We start from the raw sequence: 17,610 nt of genomic DNA, 5'->3' as shown, positions 1-17,610 counted from the left end.
CATGGAAGCATTCACCACCCACACCGGGCGGGCCGTCCCGCTGCGCCGCTCGAACGTCGACACCGACCAGATCATCCCGGCCCACTGGCTGAAGAAGGTCACCCGCGACGGCTTCGAGGACGGGCTCTTCGAGGCCTGGCGCAAGGACCCGGAGTTCGTGCTCAACCGCCCCGAGCGCAAAGGGGCCACGGTCCTGGTGGCCGGTCCCGACTTCGGTACCGGGTCCTCCCGCGAGCACGCCGTCTGGGCGCTGCAGAACTACGGCTTCAAGACCGTCATCTCCTCGCGGTTCGCGGACATCTTCCGCGGCAACTCGCTCAAGAACGGCCTGCTGACGGTGGTTCTGCCGCAGGAGACCGTGGACCGGCTGTGGGAGCTCGTCGAGGCCGACCCGACGGCCGAGATCACGGTCGACCTCAACGACCGGCAGGTGCGGGCCGAAGGCGTCACCGCCGACTTCGAGCTGGACGAGAACGCCCGCTGGCGGCTGCTGAACGGCCTTGACGACATCAGCATCACGCTGCAGAACGAGAGCGACATCGTGGCGTACGAGGCGGGGCGTCCCGCGCACAAGCCGAGCACCCTGCAGGCCTGATCCCGCGAGCTGCTCGGGCCGTCGCCCACGGCCTGCTTGAGCGGTCGGCCACCACCGGCTTGAGCCGTCGGCCACCACCCGCTTGAGCCATCCGAACCACCCGATCCATCCGAACCGCGGTCTGTGCGCAGGCCGCGGTTCGGCGTTTTGCGGACCCGCCGTCGCCGTCCACAACCGATCCTGGCCTACGATGAGTTGGGCGATTTTCAGCCACCGGGTCGAGGGTGCCGTCCAGGGTCGACTTGCCCGCTCCAGGCGGGCCGATCGCCCCATTTGGACGGCACGCTGAGGCCTCGTGGGGCGACAACTCGACTCAGATGGCACAATCGGTGCATGGACCGCGACAGCCAACTTGAGCTCTACGGCCTCGTCGCGGACCGGCTGAAAGAAGCGCACGCTGTGGTGCGCGCACTGCAAGTCCCGGAGGGCGTACGGATGGCGCTGACCCGGAAGCTGCTGGTCGTAACGGCCGCGGCCAAACACGATCTCACCGATGCGGCAAGGCGACTGGACCGGCTGATGAAGGACATCGACGAGGGTCGTTTTCCCGAAGATCCCTCCACCGATGTCACCGAGTGACGGTCGAGTTCGTTGCGGCACAAGGGTGATTAGCCCGTTTCGTGTTTGATTTGCGGTATACATCTGCCTAACGTGCGAAAAAGCTTGAACAGATTCGTTCGGGCAATGTCTCCGAAGGGGAAGACGTGAACAAGGCGCAGCTCGTAGAAGCGATTGCCGACAAGCTTGGTGGGCGTCAGCAGGCCGCCGACGCGGTCGACGCCGTACTCGACGCCATCGTGCGTGCGGTCGTCGGTGGTGACCGGGTCTCGGTCACCGGCTTCGGCTCGTTCGAGAAGGTCGACCGGCCGGCCCGGTACGCCCGCAACCCGCAGACTGGCGAGCGCGTCCGGGTCAAGAAGACCTCGGTGCCCCGCTTCCGTGCGGGTCAGGGCTTCAAGGACCTGGTGAGCGGCTCGAAGAAGCTCCCGAAGCACGATGTCGCCGTCAAGAAGGCGCCCAAGGGCAGCCTTTCGGGCGGTACGAAGACCACCGCCAAGGCCGCCGCCAAGAAGGCGACGGCGAAGAAGGCCACCGCCAAGAAGGCGGCTCCCGCGAAGAAGGCGACCACGGCCAAGAAGGCCACCGCCAAGAAGACCACGGCGAAGAAGACCACCGCCAAGAAGGCGGCGACGGCCAAGAAGACCGCGGCGAAGAAGACGACCGCCAAGAAGGCGGCCCCGGCCAAGAAGGCGACGGCGAAGAAGACCGCCCCCGCCAAGAAGGCCACGGCGAAGAAGGCGCCCGCGAAGAAGTCCACGGCGCGCAAGACCACCGCCAAGAAGACCACCGCCAAGAAGAAGTAGGCGGGGCCCAGGGCTTACTGGGAACTACTCACGCGCCGGGCCGGGCTCCCTACGGGGAGCCCGGCCCGCGTGCGTTCAGGGCCCCGTAGGGCGGCCCTCAGAGGGTCTGGAGCGTGACGAGGGTGATGCGGGGCTGGCCGCCCGTTTTGGTGCTCTCGTCAACCTCGATACGGACCCGCTGTCCGACCCGCAACAGCAGCAGCCCGCCCGCGTCGAAGGCGGCGGCGTCGAACGGCACCGGGGTGCCGTCGTCAAGGAGCACACTGCCGCAGCGGGTCTCGGGGTCGTATGTGTACGAGGTCGCCTGCATGCCCGCAGCCTAGCGGGCGGGCCGTGCCCTATTGGGCGGGGCGCAGCGCCAACGTGGCCCGCGCGGTGCGCGGCCCCAGGCCGAGGCGGCGGGCCGCGGCCAGGTCGGCGCCGGTGTCCACGTCCTGGCGTACGGAGTCCACGTCGGGCGTCAGCAGTTCCGCGGCCCCGGACGCCAGATGCCGGGCCCGCGAGGCCCCGCCGAAAGCGGGCCGCAATTCCACGCCCGGCGCGGCGGCGAGCAGGGTCGTGCCGATTCCCGCGGCATCGGCGAGAAAAGCACGGGGGAATGACGCGGCCGCGTCCAGTACGCGGCGCAATTCCACGGGCCGCAGCGCCGGCAGATCGGCGTTCAGGGCCGCCACAGCCGCCGCGGGCCGCATCGCTCGCGCGCTCCGCGCTCCGTGCGCCAGCGCGGCGTTGAGCCCACCGGCGGGCTCGTCCCGCACCACCCTGGCGCCGAGCACCCCCAGCTCCCGCGCGGCGCGCGCGTCGTCCGTGACGACCACCACATCCCGTACGGCCGGGCAGGCCGCCGCGGCGGCCACCGTGTCCTGGGCGAAGGCGAGCGCCAGCGAGGGGCGCAGGCCGTCCCCCGCGGTGTCCGCGAGCCTGCTTTTCGCCCGGATCAAGGGCTTCAGGGGTATGACCAGGGTCCACGCGGAGGCCGCGGCCCGGTCGGCATCGGTGCGCATCGGGCCCATTCTTGCTTGCCGCGGGGGAGTCCGGGGGAGATCCGCAGGCGTACGGTGTTCTCTTACGTTCTCGACAGACGGGGGGCCTGGGGCGACACTTGTGCGGCGCACCAGCGCAGTAGGCCCGTAGAGGAAGGTGTCCGAGTGTCCCGCCGCAGAATCGGCTTCTGGTACCGCCTGGCAGCGGTGATCGCAAAACCGCCGCTGGTGGTTCTGTTCAAGCGGGACTGGCACGGAATGGAACACATTCCCGTCGACGGTGGATTTATCACCGCGATCAATCACAACTCGTATCTGGACCCCCTGGCGTATGGGCACTTCCAGTACAACAGCGGACGAGTGCCACGATTCCTGGCAAAAGACAGCCTTTTCAAGGGCGGTTTTGTCGCCACGATGATGCGCGGTACGGGACAGATCCCGGTCTACCGGGAGAGCACCAACGCGCTCGACTCCTTCCGCGCCGCACTCGACGCCATCGAGCGCGGCGAGTGCGTGGCCTTCTACCCCGAAGGCACCCTCACCCGCGACCCCGAACTGTGGCCGATGACCGCCAAGACCGGTGTCGCCCGGGTCGCGCTGCGCACCAAGTGCCCCGTCGTGCCGGTGGCCCAGTGGGGTGCGCACCTCGCGATGCCGCCGTACGCCAAGGACAAGAAGTTCCGGCTCTTCCCGCGCAAGACCTTCCGGGTACGGGCCGGAGCGCCGGTCGACCTCGCGCGCTTCTACGACAAGGAGCCGACCCCGGAGGTACTCAAGGAGGTGACCGAGCTCATCATGGCCGCGGTCACCGAACTGCTGGAGGAACTCCGCGGCGAGCAGGCCCCGCCAACCCCCTACGACCCGCGCCAAGCGCGCATCGAACAGCGGCTCAAGGCCGTGGACCGCAGCAGGTCCGACCGCACCAAGTCCTTGGAGGACGAGAAGTGACACGGCCGGTGAAGGCAGCCGTCTTCGGCACAGGTTCCTGGGGTACGGCCTTCGGCATGGTGCTCGCTGACGCGGGCTGCGAGGTGACCCTGTGGGGGCGCCGCGAAGAGCTCGTCCAGGCGGTCAACTCCACCCGCCAGAACCCCGACTACCTGCCCGGCGTCGAACTCCCGGAGCGGATGCGGGCCACCACGGACCCCGCCGACGCTGCCCGGGACGCGGACTTCACGGTGCTCGCCGTGCCCTCGCAGACGCTCCGCGGCAACCTCGCCGCCTGGGCGCCGCTGCTGGCACCCGACACCGTTCTGGTCTCCCTGATGAAGGGCGTCGAACTCGGCTCCGCGATGCGGATGAGCGAGGTCATCGAGGACGTCACCAAGGCGGGACCCGAGCGCATCGCGGTCGTCACCGGGCCCAACCTGGCCCGCGAGATCGCCGCCAGGCAGCCCGCCGCCGCCGTGGTCGCCTGCCGTGACGAGGCCGTCGCCCAGCGGCTGCAGGCCGCCTGCCACACCCCGTACTTCCGCCCGTACACCAACACCGACGTGGTGGGCTGCGAACTCGGCGGCGCCGTCAAGAACGTCATCGGTCTCGCCGTGGGCATCGCCGACGGCATGGGCCTCGGTGACAACACCAAGGGCTCGCTGATCACCCGCGGTCTGGCCGAGACCACCCGGCTCGGCCTCGCCATGGGCGCCGACCCGCTGACCTTCTCCGGACTCGCGGGCCTCGGCGACCTGGTGGCCACCTGCTCGTCGCCGCTGTCGCGCAACCACACCTTCGGTACCAACCTCGGCAAGGGAATGACGCTCGAGGAGACGATCGCGGTCACCAAGCAGACCGCCGAAGGCGTCAAGTCCTGTGAATCCGTACTGGAGCTGGGGCATCGCTACGGCGTCGACATGCCCATCACCGAGACCGTGGTGGGCATCGTGCACGAGGGCAAGCCCCCGGTGGTCGCGCTCAAGGAACTGATGTCCCGCAGTGCCAAGCCCGAGCGACGCTGACTCTCGCCCTACCAGCAGGTACGCTCAACCCGATATGAGCAGCGAGACCTCCCCCCAGAGCCCGGTCCCCTCCTCGCCCGGAGGGGAGCCCAGGAAGCCGCGTGTGGCCGTCGTGTTCGGCGGACGCAGCTCCGAGCACGGCATCTCGGTCGTCACGGCCGGCGCCGTCATGCGGGCGATCGACCGTACGAAGTACGACGTCCTGCCGATCGGCATCACCAGCGACGGCCGCTGGGCGCTGACCACGGACGACCCCGAGCGGATGGCCATCACCGACCGCACCCTGCCGGACGTGGCGCAGCTCGCCGAGTCCGCCGCGGGCGGCGTGGTGCTGCCGCTCGACCCGGGCAACCGCGAGGTGGTGTACGCCGAGCCGGGCTCCGTGCCCAAGGCGCTCGGCGAGGTCGACGTCGTCTTCCCAGTCCTGCACGGCCCGTACGGCGAGGACGGCACCCTCCAGGGCCTCCTGGAGCTGTCCGGGACGCCGTACGTCGGCTCGGGCGTGCTGGCCTCCGCCGTCGGCCAGGACAAGGAGTACATGAAGCGGGTGTTCACCTCCTTCGGGCTGCGCGTCGGCCCGTACGTGGTGATCCGCCCCCGCGAGTGGGCCGAAGACCGCGACATGGCCCGCAAGAAGATCGTCGAGTTCGCCGGTGAGCACGGCTGGCCGCTCTTCGTGAAGCCCGCGCGGGCCGGTTCCTCGATCGGCATCACCAAGGTCGAGTCCTTCGAGGGCCTGGACGAGGCGATCGAGGAGGCACAGCGGCACGACCCGAAGATCCTGGTCGAGGCGCTGCTGCGGGGCCGCGAGATCGAGTGCGGGGTGCTGGAGTTCGAGGACGGGCCGCGGGCCAGCCTGCCGGCCGAGATCCCGCCGGTCTCCGACCACGACTTCTACGACTTCGAGGCCAAGTACATCGACTCGGCGTCCGGCATCGTGCCCGCGCCGCTCACCGACGAGCAGACCGCCGATGTGCAGCGGCTCGCGGTCGAGGCCTTCGAGGCGGCGGCCTGCGAGGGCCTGGTGCGCGCGGACTTCTTCCTCACCGACGACGGCCAGTTCGTGATCAACGAGATCAACACGATGCCGGGCTTCACGCCGATCTCGATGTACCCGCGGATGTGGCAGGAGAGCGGCGTCGGCTACGCGGAGCTGGTGGACCGCCTGCTGCAGGCGGCCCTGCGCCGCTCCACGGGGCTGCGTTAGCGCGTAGCGCGGAGCGTGCGGGTGTCAGCCCGCGATTCCTTCCGGCACCGTCTTCTTGATGGGCCCCGCGAGGTCCGTGAGCGGGCCGAGGCCACCGGTCTCGGCCCGCTTCTTGTCGAGCGTGACCTCGATGTACGCCTCGCGCAGCGCGCTGGTGACGCGGACCCCTCCGTCGCCTTGCCGCTCGACCAGCCAGCCGATGCCGTTCACCTCGGCGGTGTCCGCGTTCTGGTCGCTCATCCGGGCGGGGCGGGGGACACCGCAGCGCAGTATGATCGCCGAGCCTCCCCAGGCCGCGGTCAGCTCGGAGCGTGGTGTGGGGTCGGCGCGGTCGAGTCCGTCCAGCTGCCGCGGCAGCTCGCCGTGCAGACCGCGGCACGCCGCGGCGGACCGCGAGTCGGGCGAGGGAACCGCGGCCGACGCCGTGTCGTCCGTTGACGAGCAGCCCACGGCGGCGACCAGCAGACCGAGGGCAGGCAGAAAGCCGAGCCGGCGATGGAAAAGCTTCACCGGCCAAGGGTAGACGGGGGCTACAAGTGCACGACCGGGCAGGTCAGCGTGCGAGTAATGCCGTCCACTTGCTGGACTTTGGCGACCACCATACGGCCGAGTTCATCGACTGTGTCGGCCTGGGCGCGCACGATGACATCGTAGGGTCCGGTCACGTCCTCGGCCTGGATCACTCCGGGAATCTTGCCAATGAGGTCGGCGACGGTCGACGCCTTGCCTACCTCGGTCTGAATCAGGATGTACGCCTGTACCACGGAACCTCCAGGGCGGCCACGAGGATCATGTGGGGGAAAGAGACGCCACGGTATCGCGTCGCCGCACGTCGCGGGGAGACCCGCGGGGCCTGTGGCGTGGACAGTATGGCGTGCGGACAACCGAAGTTGACGAAATCGACGTATCTGTTGACGGTACCCGTGGCCACAGCGGCCCGCGACCGCAAGCGGACTGGCGCAGAAGGGGTACACCAATGAAGGGCACCGTCGGCGAGCTCGGGGAGTTCGGGCTGATCAGGGAGCTCACCTCCCGGCTCACCACCACTCCGGCGGTACGACTGGGCCCCGGCGACGACGCCGCGGTCGTGGCCGCCCCCGACCGCAGGGTGGTGGCCAGTACCGACATCCTGCTCGAAGGCCGGCACTTCCGCCGTGACTGGTCCACGGCGTACGACGTCGGGCGCAAGGCGGCCGCGCAGAACCTCGCGGACATCGCCGCGATGGGCGCCGTGCCGACCGCGCTGCTGCTCGGCCTGGTGGTCCCGGCCGAGCTGCCGGTCACCTGGGCCACCGAGCTGATGGACGGGCTGCGCGACGAGTGCCAGGTCGCGGGCGCGGCCGTGGTCGGCGGCGATGTCGTACGCGGGGACACCATCACCGTGTCCATCACCGCACTCGGCGATCTGCGCAACCACGACCCGGTGACCCGGGCGGGCGCACAGCCGGGCGATGTCGTCGCGTACACCGGCTGGTTGGGCTGGTCGGCCGCCGGGTACGCGGTGCTCTCGCGCGGCTTCCGCTCGCCGCGTGCCTTCGTGGAGGCGCACCGCAGGCCGGAGCCGCCGTACCACGCGGGTCCCGCGGCCGCGGGCCTTGGCGCGAGCGCGATGGCGGACGTCAGTGACGGTCTGATCGCCGATCTCGGGCACATCGCCGAGGCGAGCAAGGTCCGGATCGATGTGAAGTCCGGCAGTATCGACGTCCCCTCGCAGATGAACGACATCGCGCAGGCCGTCGGCGTCGACCCGATGCAGTGGGTGCTCACCGGGGGAGAGGACCACGCGATCGTCGCGACGTTCCCGCCGGATGTGAAGCTGCCCGCCCGCTGGAAGGTGATCGGCGAGGTGCTCCACCCCTCGGCGCTGCCGCAGGTGACCGTGGACGGGGCGCCGTGGACCAGCAAGGGCGGCTGGGACCACTTCGGCGAGATCGAGGACTGAGATGGCCGTCGCTCCGCCCTTGGTGCTGACGGTCGCCGGGTCCGACTCCGGTGGCGGCGCGGGCATTCAGGCCGACTTGAAGACGATGCTGGCCCTCGGCACCCACGGTATGAGTGTGGTCACCGCCGTGACCGCCCAGAACTCCCTTGGTGTGCAGGGTGCTTGGGAGCTGCCGGTGGCGGCGGTACGCGCCCAGTACCGCAGCGTGGTGGACGACATCGGGGTGCACGCGGTCAAGACCGGGATGCTGGCGTCGGCCGAACTGGTCGAGGCGGTCGCGGAGTTGCTCGCCGGGACCGACGCGCCGACGGTGGTGGACCCGGTGGGCGTCTCCAAGCACGGCGATTCGCTGCTGGCCGCGTCGGCTCTCGACTCCGTACGGACCGCGCTGCTGCCCGCCGCGACCGTGGCGACCCCCAACCTCGACGAGGTCGCGCAGCTCACCGGCGTACATGTCGAGACAGAGGCTGATATGCGGCGGGCGGCCGATGCGGTGCTCGGCTACGGGCCGCTGTGGGCGCTGATCAAGGGGGGTCATCTGGCGGGCGACGCGGCGGACCTGCTCACCGACGGCTCCGAAGAGCACTGGCTGCGGGCGCCCCGGCACGACAACCGCCACACGCACGGCACCGGCTGCACGCTGGCGAGCGCGATCGCCGCGGGGCTGGCCAAGGGGCTGACGGTCCCGGAGGCGGCGCGAGCGGCCAAGGAGTATGTCACCGGGGCGATCGCCGCGGGCTTCGCCCTCGGCGCGGGAATCGGCCCGGTGGACCACGGCTGGCGGTTCAGGGGCGCGTAGCGGGTGGGCTGAGGTCATGCGGCGTGCTCGCCGCCGCCGTGCTGGTGCGTCCCGAGGCTTTGTGGGGCGGGGGCGTGTCGGGGTGCGCCGTGTCCTTCGCCGCGGGGGTGCGCGCCGCCTTGGCGCTGCGCGCCGTTCGTGTGGGGCGGGGCCGGGTCGGGGAGCGTGCCCCGCCAGTCGGGGAGCGTGCCCGGGCCAAGGTGCTGCGCCCCGCCGTCGTGTGGGGCGGGGCCACGTCGGGGGGTACGTGCTCCCGCGCGTGGGGTTGTCCGGTATGGACAGGACCCCCGGCAGCACGGTTAGGTCGGCGGTCCGCGCGCACCCCCCGCCGCGTCCCCTCGTGTCGGCTTCGCGTCTGCGGCCCGGTGGGGGCGCGCACGCCCCGACGTTTTCCCGTTGCTCGACTCGCGTCTGCGGCCCGCTGGGACCGCCTCCGTCACCGCCGCGTCTCTTTCCGCCTGCGGTCCGGTGGATGTGCCCGTGAGGTGGGCTCGGGCTCAGGGCCGTACGCCCGTGTGACGCGTGAATGCCCGCCGGGAGAACTCCCGGCGGGCATTCACGGTCATGTGTCGGTCAAAGACCGGCTCTCAGTCAGGCGGGTGCCGTGTCGGAGGCGGTGTCGGCGTCCGCCCCCTCCACCGCGGTGGCAACCACCGCGGCCTCGGCGGCCTCGGCCGCCTTGGCGCGCTCGTCCGCGGACGCGCGAATCGCACGCCACGCGGACTCGGCTGCCTGCTGCTCCGCTTCCTTCTTGCTGCGGCCGGTGCCGGTGCCGTACGAGACGCCCCCGACGCGGGCAGCAGCTGTGAAGGTCTTCTCGTGGTCCGGGCCCGTCTCCGTGACCAGGTACTCGGGAACCCCGAGCCCCTCGGTCGCGGTGAGCTCCTGCAGACTGGTCTTCCAGTCCAGGCCCGCGCCCAGGCTCGACGACTTCTCGATCAGCGGGTCGAAGAGGCGGTGCACCAGTTCGGAGGCCGCGTCGAGACCCTGGTCGAGATAGACAGCGCCGATCACCGCTTCAAGGGTGTCGGCGAGGATGGACGCCTTGTCCCTGCCGCCCGTGCCCTCTTCGCCCCGGCCGAGCCGGACGAAGGCACCGAGGTCCAGGCCGCGGCCCACCTCCGCCAGCGCACGCGAGTTGACCACCGCGGCCCGCAACTTGGCCAGCTGGCCTTCGGGCAGGTCGGGGTGGGTGCGGTACAGCGTGTCCGTGACCACCAGGCCGAGCACCGAATCCCCGAGGAATTCGAGCCGCTCGTTGGTGGGCAGACCGCCGTTCTCGTATGCGTACGAACGATGGGTCAGCGCACGCACCAGAAGGGCGGACTCGAGGTGATACCCGAGCCGCCCTTCCAGAAGCGTGTGGGACGAGGCCGTGTTGTCCGCCTGCTTTTTAGCGTTTGACGGTTCAGACATCGTGCCTCTCACCAGCCGCTCAGACCTCGAGGACCTGGCGCTTGTTGTAAGTGCCGCAAGCGGGGCACGCGATGTGCTGCAGCTTGGGCTCCTGGCAACGCTCACACGAAACCAGGGTGGGGACCGCAGCCTTCCACTGCGACCGGCGGTGGCGCGTGTTGCTGCGCGACATCTTCCGCTTCGGAACAGCCACGGCTACTTCTCCTGCTCTTCGTCGACGCCCGCTTCGGCGCCGCTCTTCTTGTCCTTCTCGCCGTCCTGGAGCGAACCGGCGAGTCCCTGCAGTGCCGCCCAACGAATGTCGACGGCGTCATGGTGGTGGTCCGGGTCGTCCGCGAGCCGCGCTCCACACTCGGAGCACAGACCCGGGCAGTCGTCCTGGCACACCGGCTGCATCGGCAGTGCGAGCACCACCGCATCACGCAGCACGGGCTCGAGGTCGAACATGCCGTCCTCGAGGGGGGTCATGTCATCGTCCTCGGCGTCGTCGCCCGGTTCCGCCTGCTTGCTGCGGCCCCGGTCATCGGCGTCAGGGTACGAGAACATTTCCTGGAAGTCCGCGACGAGCTCTCGCTCTAGCGGCTCCAGACACCTTACGCACTCCCCCTCGACCCGTGCACGGGCGGTGCCTGTGACAAGCACCCCTTCCATGACCGACTCAAGCCGGAGCTCGAGTTCCACCGGGTCGCCTTCCGGCGTCCCGATGACCCCCTGGAGACCGAAGTCCTTGGGGGCCTGGATAGTGCGGGTCAGCCGCTGGAGCGCACCCGGACGCCGACCCAACTCGTGTGTGTCGAACACGAGGGGGTTGCGGTGGTCAAGGCGCGTGCTCAGGGCGTTTCCTGCTTTCAGATCATGTAAGTCGAGAAGTGGCCGACCTCGCGCTCGCGAGAGTTCTCACGAAGAGTGGGCAGCCGTGATCGCGGGCGTATGCGCGACCGAAGAGCCAGGATACTGGACCATTCGCTGTCGGCCCAATCCGGTGCCCAAGGGTGGGTGACAGACCCCGGTCAGGGGGTCTGCGGGCGGTCCTGTTCGTACTGGCGCAGCTGCTCCATGCTGATCATGCTCGTGTCGAAGAGACTGGTCTCGTCGAGCGCCGACTGATCGTGGGGGGACTGGCCGTGGGCCGGCTGGGCGTACCCCTGCTGTGGGTATCCGTACGGGTCCTGCTGCTCGCCGTACTGACCCTGCGGCGGATAGCCGTACGGGTCGGGCTGCTGGCCGTACTGCTGCTGCTGCTGGTAGGCGTACGGATCCTGCTGCTGGTAGCCGTACGAGTCCTGCTGCGGCGGGTACGGAGGCTGGGACGGTGCCGCGGGGGCGCCCGCCGTCGGCTCGGCGAGGTCGGCCAGGTAGTCGGCGTCGCTGGTGTGCTCCTGGGACAGCGCGTCCGCGGGCTGCTCGCCCAGGCCGTCGCTGGCCATCCGGCCGTGCAGGGTCTGACGGCCGCGGCCGACCGCTTCCAGGGTCTTGGCCAGCACCGCCTCGAAGGCGCCGAGCTTGACGTCGACGTATTCGTCGGCCCGTCGGCGCAGGGTCTCCGGGTCGTGGCTGCGCTCGGGGGCCTCGGTGAAGTCCGGGTCCTCGTAGCCCTGTTCGGTCAGGCCCTGGCCGGTGCCCAGGAGCTTCTCGCGGCCGCGGCCGACCGAGCCGAGGGTCTTGGTGAGGACGACCTCGAAGTTCGCCAGCTTGGAGTCGACGTAGTCGTCGGCCTCGGCGCGGATCTCCTCGGCCTCCTGGCGGGACTGGGCGAGGATGCGCTCGCCCTCGTCCTGGGACTGCCGGGCGACCGCGGTGTCGGAGATCAGCGAGCCGCGCTCGGCGCGGGCCGCCTCGATGATCCGGTCCGCCTCCTGGCGGGCCTGCTCCACCAGGTGCTCCCGGCCGCCGATGACCTCCCTGGCCTGGGCGAGGGAGCCGGGCAGAGCCTGCCGTACCTCTTCGAGCATCGACAGCAGCTCGGCGCGGTTGATCACGCACGAGGCCGACATCGGCATGGACTTGGCGCCCTTGACCGCCTCGACGATGTCGTCGAGCTTCTTCTGCACGTCCACGGGGTGCTCGCCACTCTCTGCCTGGTTGCTTGGAGCCGGACAAGGCGACTTTAGCTCCTGATCAACCCTTCGTGAGGCGCTTGTTGAGAGCCTCGAAGACCTCCGGCGGTACCAGGTGCGAGACGTCGCCGCCCCAGGCCGCGACCTCCTTCACCAGAGACGAGGAAAGGAAGCTGTAGGTGGGGTTGGTCGGCACGAACAGGGTCTCGACGCCCGAGAGGCCGTTGTTCATCTGGGCCATCTGCAGCTCGTAGTCGAAGTCGCTGACCGCGCGCAGGCCCTTGACGATGGCCGGGATGTCGCGCTGCTTGCAGTAGTCGACCAGCAGGCCGTGGAACGGCTCGACCTCGACGTTGCCGTAGTCCGCGGTGACCTGGCGGAGCAGGTCGATCCGCTCCTCGACCGTGAACAGGCCCTTCTTCGCCTGGTTGATCATCACCACCACATGCACCACGTCGTACAGCTTGGAAGCGCGGGAGATGATGTCGAGATGTCCATTGGTGACGGGGTCGTACGACCCCGGACAGACGGCGCGGCGCAACTGAAGTCCCTCGCTCTCCGGTCCGGTCATGGTGCTTCTGCGTCTTCGCAGGTAGAGGCGGCGCGACCGTACCAAAATGTGCCTTCGCCGTAGCGTCGGGACCTCAGTGGTGCGAAACCGTCCGGCCAGTGGAACTCGCCGCCTCTGGTGCTGCGTTCCACGGTGACGAGCGCTTCGTCGGCTAGCCACCCCTGAGTGCGGAGTGTGAGCAGGATCTCCCGAAGATCGTCGTCGCTCACGGCGTAGGGAGGATCGAGAAAGACCAGGTCGTACGGGTCACCGGGGGCCGGGGTCGCGACGACCTGGGCCGCCTTGGCGGCCCTGACCTCGGCGCCGGGCAGACCGAGCGAGCGGACGTTCTCCCGGATCGTGCGGACGGCGCGGGCGTCGGCCTCGACCAGCAGGGCGTGGCTCGCGCCGCGGGACAGTGCCTCCAGGCCGACGGCGCCCGAGCCGCCGTACAGGTCGAGCACCCGCTCGCCGTCCAGCGGGCCGCCGAGCAGCGACTGCCAGGTGGAGAACAGGCCTTCGCGCGCGCGGTCGGAAGTGGGGCGGGTGCCGGTCCCCGGGGGTACGGACAGGCGGCGCCCGCCGGCGCGTCCGGCGATCACGCGGGTCATCTGCGTCCTTCGGGCTCGGTGAATCGGTCACCCCACGATATGGCGTACGGACCGATCGGTCCCGATCAGTCCCGGCCGGGGGCGGTCAGACCCTCTCAGACCTTCTCAGCCCTTCTCCAGATAGTCCTCCCGGTCCTTGTCGAGGAGCGCGTCCAGAGCCGTGCGCAACTCCGGGTACCGCGTGAGGTCCGGGTCGTCGGCGACCAGCGTCACCGCCTCCGCGCGGGCCTGGGCGATGACCTCCTCGTCCTCGATGACCGCCAGCACCCGCAGCGAGGACCGGACACCGGACTGGGCCTGGCCCAGCACATCGCCCTCGCGGCGCTGTTCGAGGTCGATACGGGACAGCTCGAAGCCGTCCAGCGTCGCGGCCACCGCGCCGAGCCTGGCCCGCGCGGGGCTGGCCTCCGGCATCTCACTGACCAGCAGACACAGACCGGGGGCCGCGCCACGGCCGACCCGGCCGCGCAGCTGGTGCAGCTGGGAGACCCCGAACCGGTCCGCGTCCATGATCACCATCGCGGTGGCGTTGGGGACGTTCACCCCGACCTCGATGACCGTCGTCGCGACCAGGACGTCGACCTCGCCCGCGGCGAACCGGCGCATCACCGCGTCCTTGTCGTCCGGTGGCATCCGCCCGTGCAGCACCTCGACGCGCAGTCCTTGCAGCGGCCCCTTGGCGAGCTGCTCGGCCACTTCCACCACGGCCAGCGGTGGCCGCTTCTCGGCCTCGTCTTCGGCGGACTTCTTCTTCGGCTCCTCGTCGCCGTCGCCGATCCGCGGGCAGACGACGTACGCCTGGTGGCCTTTGCCCACCTCCTCGCGCACCCGCTCCCAGGCCCGCGCCAGGAAGTGCGGCTTGTCCTGGGCCGGTACGACATGGCTGGCGATCGGCGAGCGGCCCGCGGGCAGCTGGTCAAGGACCGAGGTCTCCAGGTCGCCGAAGACCGTCATGGCCACCGTGCGCGGGATCGGGGTCGCGGTCATCACCAGCAGGTGCGGTGGCTGCTTGCCCTTGGAGCGCAGCGCGTCGCGCTGCTCGACGCCGAAGCGGTGCTGTTCGTCGACCACGACCAGGCCCAGGTCGTGGAACTGCACCTTGTCCTCGATCAGCGCGTGGGTGCCGATGACGATCCCGGCTTCGCCGGTGACCAGGTCGAGCAGGGCCTGACGGCGGGCGGCGGCGCCCATCGAGCCGGTCAGCAGCACCACCTTGGTGCCCTGCTCGGCACCGCCCAGCATGCCGCCCTCGGCGAGCTCGCCCATCATCTCGACGACCGAGCGGTGGTGCTGCTGCGCGAGCACCTCGGTGGGCGCGAGCATCGCGGCCTGCCCGCCCGCGTCGACCACGGCGAGCATCGCGCGCAGCGCCACCAGGGTCTTTCCCGAGCCGACCTCGCCCTGGAGCAGGCGGTGCATCGGATGCTCGGTGGCGAGGTCGTCGAAGATCTCCCGGGAGACCTTCTGCTGGCCGTCGGTGAGGGTGAAGGGCAGCTTGGCGTCGAAGGCGTCCAGCAGACCGTCCGGTTGGGGCCGCCGCGCCACGGCGGGCAGCTGGGTCTCCGCGAACCGGCGCCGGGCCAGAGCGACCTGGAGCACGAACGCCTCGTCCCACTTCAGCCGGGCCCTGGCATCCGCGATGTCCGCCTTGGTGTGCGGCCGGTGGATCTTCAGCAGGGCCTCGGGCAGTGGCACCAGACCCCGGCCGTCGCGGAGCGCGGGCGGCAGCGGGTCGACGGCCTCCTGGGCGCTGGGCAGCACCGCGTCGACCGCCTTGGCGATCTTCCAGGACTCCAGCTTCGCGGTGGCCGGATAGATCGGGATCAGCGCACCGGCCCAGGAGCCGACCGCCTCGCTGTCGGCGCCGCGCAGCAGTTCGTACGCCGGGTGGGCGAGCTGGAGTTTGCGGTTGAAGGAGGACACCTTGCCCGCGAACATCGCGCGGGTGCCCGGCAGCAGGTCCTTGTGCGGCTTGTGGATGCCCCGGCCGAAGAAGACGAGTTGCAGCTGGCCGCTGCCGTCCGTGATCACGACCTCCAGGCGCTGCCCCCGGCCGCCGTTGAACTTCAGCACCCGGGCGCTCGCGACCTGGGCGACCACGGTCACATGCTCGTCCAGCGGCAGCTCGGCGAGGCGGGTGAGCTCACCTCGCTCCGCGTACCGCCGCGGGTAGTGGTGCAGCAGGTCGCCGACCGTGTGCAGGTCGAGATGCTCGGCCATCACCTTCGCGGTGGCGGGGCCGAGCAGTTTCTTGAGCGGTTCTTCTAGCGCGGGCACGTGTTCCATTGCACACCACGACGCTGACAGTCACCGGCACCCTGTGGAAAACCTGCGCCGAAGGCGGCGCTACTCCACGCCGATGAGCAGCAGCGCCGACTGCCGCCCGCCGCGGTAGACCACCGTGTCCACGGCCAGATGGGCCTCGCGTACATGGTCCTCAAGCCGTACCGCGACAGCGTCCGGGACCCCGTCGCCGAGTACCAACGTGACCATCTCGCCGCCGGCCGCGAGCATCCGGTCGAGCACGGTGGTGGCCGTGTCCGGGAGGTCGGCGCCGATCACGGCCACGTCCCCGTCGATCAGGCCCAGGACGTCACCGGCCTGGCAGATCCCGGCCATCGTCCAGGACTGCCGCTCGGCGACGGCCAGTTCGGCGTAGCGCGTCGCACCCGCGGCCGAGGTCATGGCGACGACGTCCTCGTCGAAGCGGCGGTCCGGCTCGTGCACGGCGAGCGCCGCGATGCCCTGCACGGCGGAGCGGGTCGGGATGAGCGCGATCCGTACGCCGTCCGTACGGGCCTGCTCGGCGGCGGCGGCCGCGGTGTGCCGCAGGGTCCCGTCGTTGGGCAGCAGCACCACCTCGCGCGCGTGGGCGCGGCGGATGGCGTCGACGAGCTCGCCGCTGGCGGGCGGCTCCCCCGGACGCGCGAGCACGGTGGTGGCCCCGGCCTCCGCGTACAGCCCGGCCAGCCCCTCGCCCGGCACAACGGCGACGACCGCGCGCTGCGCCCGCTCGCGGGGCCGCGGAGTGAAGCCCGCACTGTGCGCGTCCTGTGCCCCGAAGTGCGTGATCCTGATGCGGTACGGGCGCCCGGCCTCGACGCCCGCCTCGACGGCGGCGCCCGCGTCGTCGACATGCACATGGACGTTCCACAGTCCGTCGCCGCCGACCACGACCAGGGAGTCGCCGAGCGTGTCCAGGCGGTCGCGCAGCCGGTCGACGGCCGGGTCGTCGGCCTCCAGCAGATAGATCACCTCGAAGGCGGGGCCGCTGCCGTCGGGCACCGCGTCGGGCGCGCAGTCCGCCGGGGGCGCCGATGTCGCCTCGACCGTGTCGTCCGCGCGCTCGCCGCGCTCCACGCGCGCGTGGCCGAGTATCTGCCGTACGGCCTTGGGCGGCGCCTGGCCTGACAGCGCCTCCACCAGGGCCCCGAGCACGGCCACCAGACCCTGGCCGCCCGCGTCCACGACCCCCGCGCGCTTCAGCACGGTCAGCTGCCCCGGGGTCTTCGCCAGGGCCGTATGGGCACCGTCGTACGCCGCCCGCGCGGTCACCGCGCAGTCGCCTTCGGCGGCCCCGGCCGCGTCGGCAGCGGCGGTGGCCACCGTCAGGACCGTCCCCTCGACCGGATGCGCGACGGCCTGGTACCCGGCGTCGGCGGCCCGCCGCAGCGCGAGCCTGAGCAGGTCACCGCCCGAGAGGGTCCGGGGCGCGCCGCCGTGGGCCCCCTCGCCCTGGGCGGCCACCACCTGCGCCATCCCGCGCAGCAGCTGCGCCAGGATCGTGCCCGAGTTGCCGCGCGCCCCGATCAGCGCGCCGTGCGCCATCGCGCGCATCGCCTCTGCCGCCGAAGGTCCCTCGGCGGACCCTGCGGCCTCGTGTCCCGAGAAGACCGCCTCGACCGCCTGGGCCGCAGATTCCACCGTCAGATAAAGGTTGGTTCCGGTGTCCGAGTCCGCGACCGGGTAGACGTTGATCGCGTCGATCTCCTCGCGGGCCCGCCCCAACGTGTCCAGTGCGAGACCGCACCAGGTGCGCACCACGACGGCGTCGAGCGACTGCGGCACCTATGCCTCCTAGCTGCGGGTTCGTTCCGCACAGTAGTTCGCGGCCGGGGGGCCGCGGGGGGC

At 70.7% G+C, this 17,610-nt stretch carries 20 protein-coding genes; 8 read left to right on the top strand and 12 right to left on the bottom strand.

The features are described from left to right. Position 1 precedes the first annotated feature (1 nt). The 3 genes from leuD to U9R90_RS09260 all read left to right on the top strand — a co-directional run bounded on the left by leuD (position 2) and on the right by U9R90_RS09260 (position 1,959). Entirely contained in the window at positions 2-595 is a 594-nt protein-coding gene (leuD, locus tag U9R90_RS09270; protein WP_411057690.1) for a 3-isopropylmalate dehydratase small subunit, read from the top strand. Positions 596-928: 333 nt separating this feature from the next. Beyond that, a complete protein-coding gene (locus U9R90_RS09265; RefSeq protein ID WP_411055914.1) occupies positions 929-1,174 on the top strand; it encodes a hypothetical protein in 246 nt (81 codons plus the stop codon). Positions 1,175-1,299: 125 nt separating this feature from the next. Then, positions 1,300-1,959, top strand: a complete 660-nt coding sequence (locus U9R90_RS09260) for an HU family DNA-binding protein (RefSeq protein WP_411055913.1) — start codon at positions 1,300-1,302, stop codon at positions 1,957-1,959. 97 nt (positions 1,960-2,056) lie between these two features. Here U9R90_RS09260 and U9R90_RS09255 read toward each other — a convergent pair whose 3' ends face one another. After that, positions 2,057-2,269 (bottom strand): hypothetical protein, encoded by a 213-nt coding sequence (locus U9R90_RS09255; RefSeq protein ID WP_411055912.1) that lies wholly within the window; start codon positions 2,267-2,269, stop codon positions 2,057-2,059. Positions 2,270-2,297: 28 nt separating this feature from the next. Next, positions 2,298-2,963, bottom strand: a complete 666-nt coding sequence (cofC, locus tag U9R90_RS09250; RefSeq protein WP_411055911.1) for a 2-phospho-L-lactate guanylyltransferase — start codon at positions 2,961-2,963, stop codon at positions 2,298-2,300. Between the two features lie 144 nt (positions 2,964-3,107). Here cofC and U9R90_RS09245 point away from each other — a divergent pair, with 144 nt between their 5' ends. Genes U9R90_RS09245 through U9R90_RS09235 form a run of 3 tightly spaced genes read left to right on the top strand, consistent with a single transcriptional unit; the run spans position 3,108 to position 6,104 of the window. Next, on the top strand, positions 3,108-3,890 hold the full coding sequence (locus tag U9R90_RS09245) for a lysophospholipid acyltransferase family protein (protein WP_411055910.1): 783 nt from the start codon (positions 3,108-3,110) through the stop codon (positions 3,888-3,890). Continuing rightward, a complete protein-coding gene (locus tag U9R90_RS09240; RefSeq protein ID WP_411055909.1) occupies positions 3,887-4,897 on the top strand; it encodes an NAD(P)H-dependent glycerol-3-phosphate dehydrogenase in 1,011 nt (336 codons plus the stop codon). Before U9R90_RS09245 ends, U9R90_RS09240 begins: the two co-directional genes overlap by 4 nt. A gap of 34 nt (positions 4,898-4,931) precedes the next feature. Beyond that, complete coding sequence (locus U9R90_RS09235; protein ID WP_411055908.1) at positions 4,932-6,104, top strand: D-alanine--D-alanine ligase family protein; 1,173 nt, start codon at positions 4,932-4,934, stop codon at positions 6,102-6,104. Positions 6,105-6,128: 24 nt separating this feature from the next. On the opposite strand, the gene U9R90_RS09230 is transcribed toward U9R90_RS09235, so the two are convergent. Beyond that, positions 6,129-6,614, bottom strand: a complete 486-nt coding sequence (locus U9R90_RS09230; protein WP_411055907.1) for a DUF3515 domain-containing protein — start codon at positions 6,612-6,614, stop codon at positions 6,129-6,131. 20 nt (positions 6,615-6,634) lie between these two features. Beyond that, positions 6,635-6,868 (bottom strand): Lrp/AsnC family transcriptional regulator, encoded by a 234-nt coding sequence (locus U9R90_RS09225; RefSeq protein WP_206968780.1) that lies wholly within the window; start codon positions 6,866-6,868, stop codon positions 6,635-6,637. Positions 6,869-7,080: 212 nt separating this feature from the next. Between U9R90_RS09225 and U9R90_RS09220 the strand changes: the two genes are divergently transcribed. Together U9R90_RS09220 and thiD are read left to right on the top strand one after the other, a co-directional pair. After that, the gene (locus tag U9R90_RS09220; RefSeq protein ID WP_411055906.1) at positions 7,081-8,046 is read left to right on the top strand and encodes a thiamine-phosphate kinase; all 966 of its coding nucleotides are present in this window, start codon (positions 7,081-7,083) and stop codon (positions 8,044-8,046) included. Position 8,047: 1 nt separating this feature from the next. Next, positions 8,048-8,845 (top strand): bifunctional hydroxymethylpyrimidine kinase/phosphomethylpyrimidine kinase, encoded by a 798-nt coding sequence (thiD, locus tag U9R90_RS09215; RefSeq protein ID WP_411055905.1) that lies wholly within the window; start codon positions 8,048-8,050, stop codon positions 8,843-8,845. A gap of 591 nt (positions 8,846-9,436) precedes the next feature. On the opposite strand, the gene rnc is transcribed toward thiD, so the two are convergent. From rnc to U9R90_RS09175, 8 genes are all read right to left on the bottom strand, one after another. Further along, positions 9,437-10,261, bottom strand: a complete 825-nt coding sequence (rnc, locus tag U9R90_RS09210) for a ribonuclease III (protein ID WP_411055904.1) — start codon at positions 10,259-10,261, stop codon at positions 9,437-9,439. Between the two features lie 19 nt (positions 10,262-10,280). Further along, positions 10,281-10,454: a 50S ribosomal protein L32 gene (gene rpmF / locus U9R90_RS09205; RefSeq protein WP_030361955.1), complete on the bottom strand. Its 174-nt coding sequence runs from the start codon at positions 10,452-10,454 to the stop codon at positions 10,281-10,283. Between the two features lie 2 nt (positions 10,455-10,456). Beyond that, entirely contained in the window at positions 10,457-11,095 is a 639-nt protein-coding gene (locus U9R90_RS09200) for a YceD family protein (RefSeq protein ID WP_411057689.1), read from the bottom strand. A gap of 176 nt (positions 11,096-11,271) precedes the next feature. After that, entirely contained in the window at positions 11,272-12,318 is a 1,047-nt protein-coding gene (locus U9R90_RS09195; RefSeq protein WP_411055903.1) for a cell division initiation protein, read from the bottom strand. A gap of 61 nt (positions 12,319-12,379) precedes the next feature. Then, positions 12,380-12,859, bottom strand: coding sequence for a pantetheine-phosphate adenylyltransferase (gene coaD, locus U9R90_RS09190; protein WP_411057688.1), 480 nt, complete (start codon positions 12,857-12,859; stop codon positions 12,380-12,382). Positions 12,860-12,885: 26 nt separating this feature from the next. After that, positions 12,886-13,479 (bottom strand): 16S rRNA (guanine(966)-N(2))-methyltransferase RsmD, encoded by a 594-nt coding sequence (rsmD, locus tag U9R90_RS09185; RefSeq protein WP_411055902.1) that lies wholly within the window; start codon positions 13,477-13,479, stop codon positions 12,886-12,888. Between the two features lie 105 nt (positions 13,480-13,584). Further along, the gene (gene recG, locus U9R90_RS09180) at positions 13,585-15,765 is read right to left on the bottom strand and encodes an ATP-dependent DNA helicase RecG (protein ID WP_411055901.1); all 2,181 of its coding nucleotides are present in this window, start codon (positions 15,763-15,765) and stop codon (positions 13,585-13,587) included. A 60-nt stretch (positions 15,766-15,825) separates the two neighbouring features. Beyond that, positions 15,826-17,547, bottom strand: a complete 1,722-nt coding sequence (locus tag U9R90_RS09175; protein WP_411055900.1) for a DAK2 domain-containing protein — start codon at positions 17,545-17,547, stop codon at positions 15,826-15,828. Positions 17,548-17,610 lie beyond the last annotated feature (63 nt).

It is taken from the genome of Streptomyces sp. E11-3 (genome assembly GCF_046540415.1).
In the GTDB taxonomy this organism is placed as follows: Bacteria; Actinomycetota; Actinomycetes; order Streptomycetales; family Streptomycetaceae; genus Streptomyces.
Note: the sequence above shows the minus strand (reverse complement) of the source record. Positions and strands in the feature narration are given on the sequence as shown.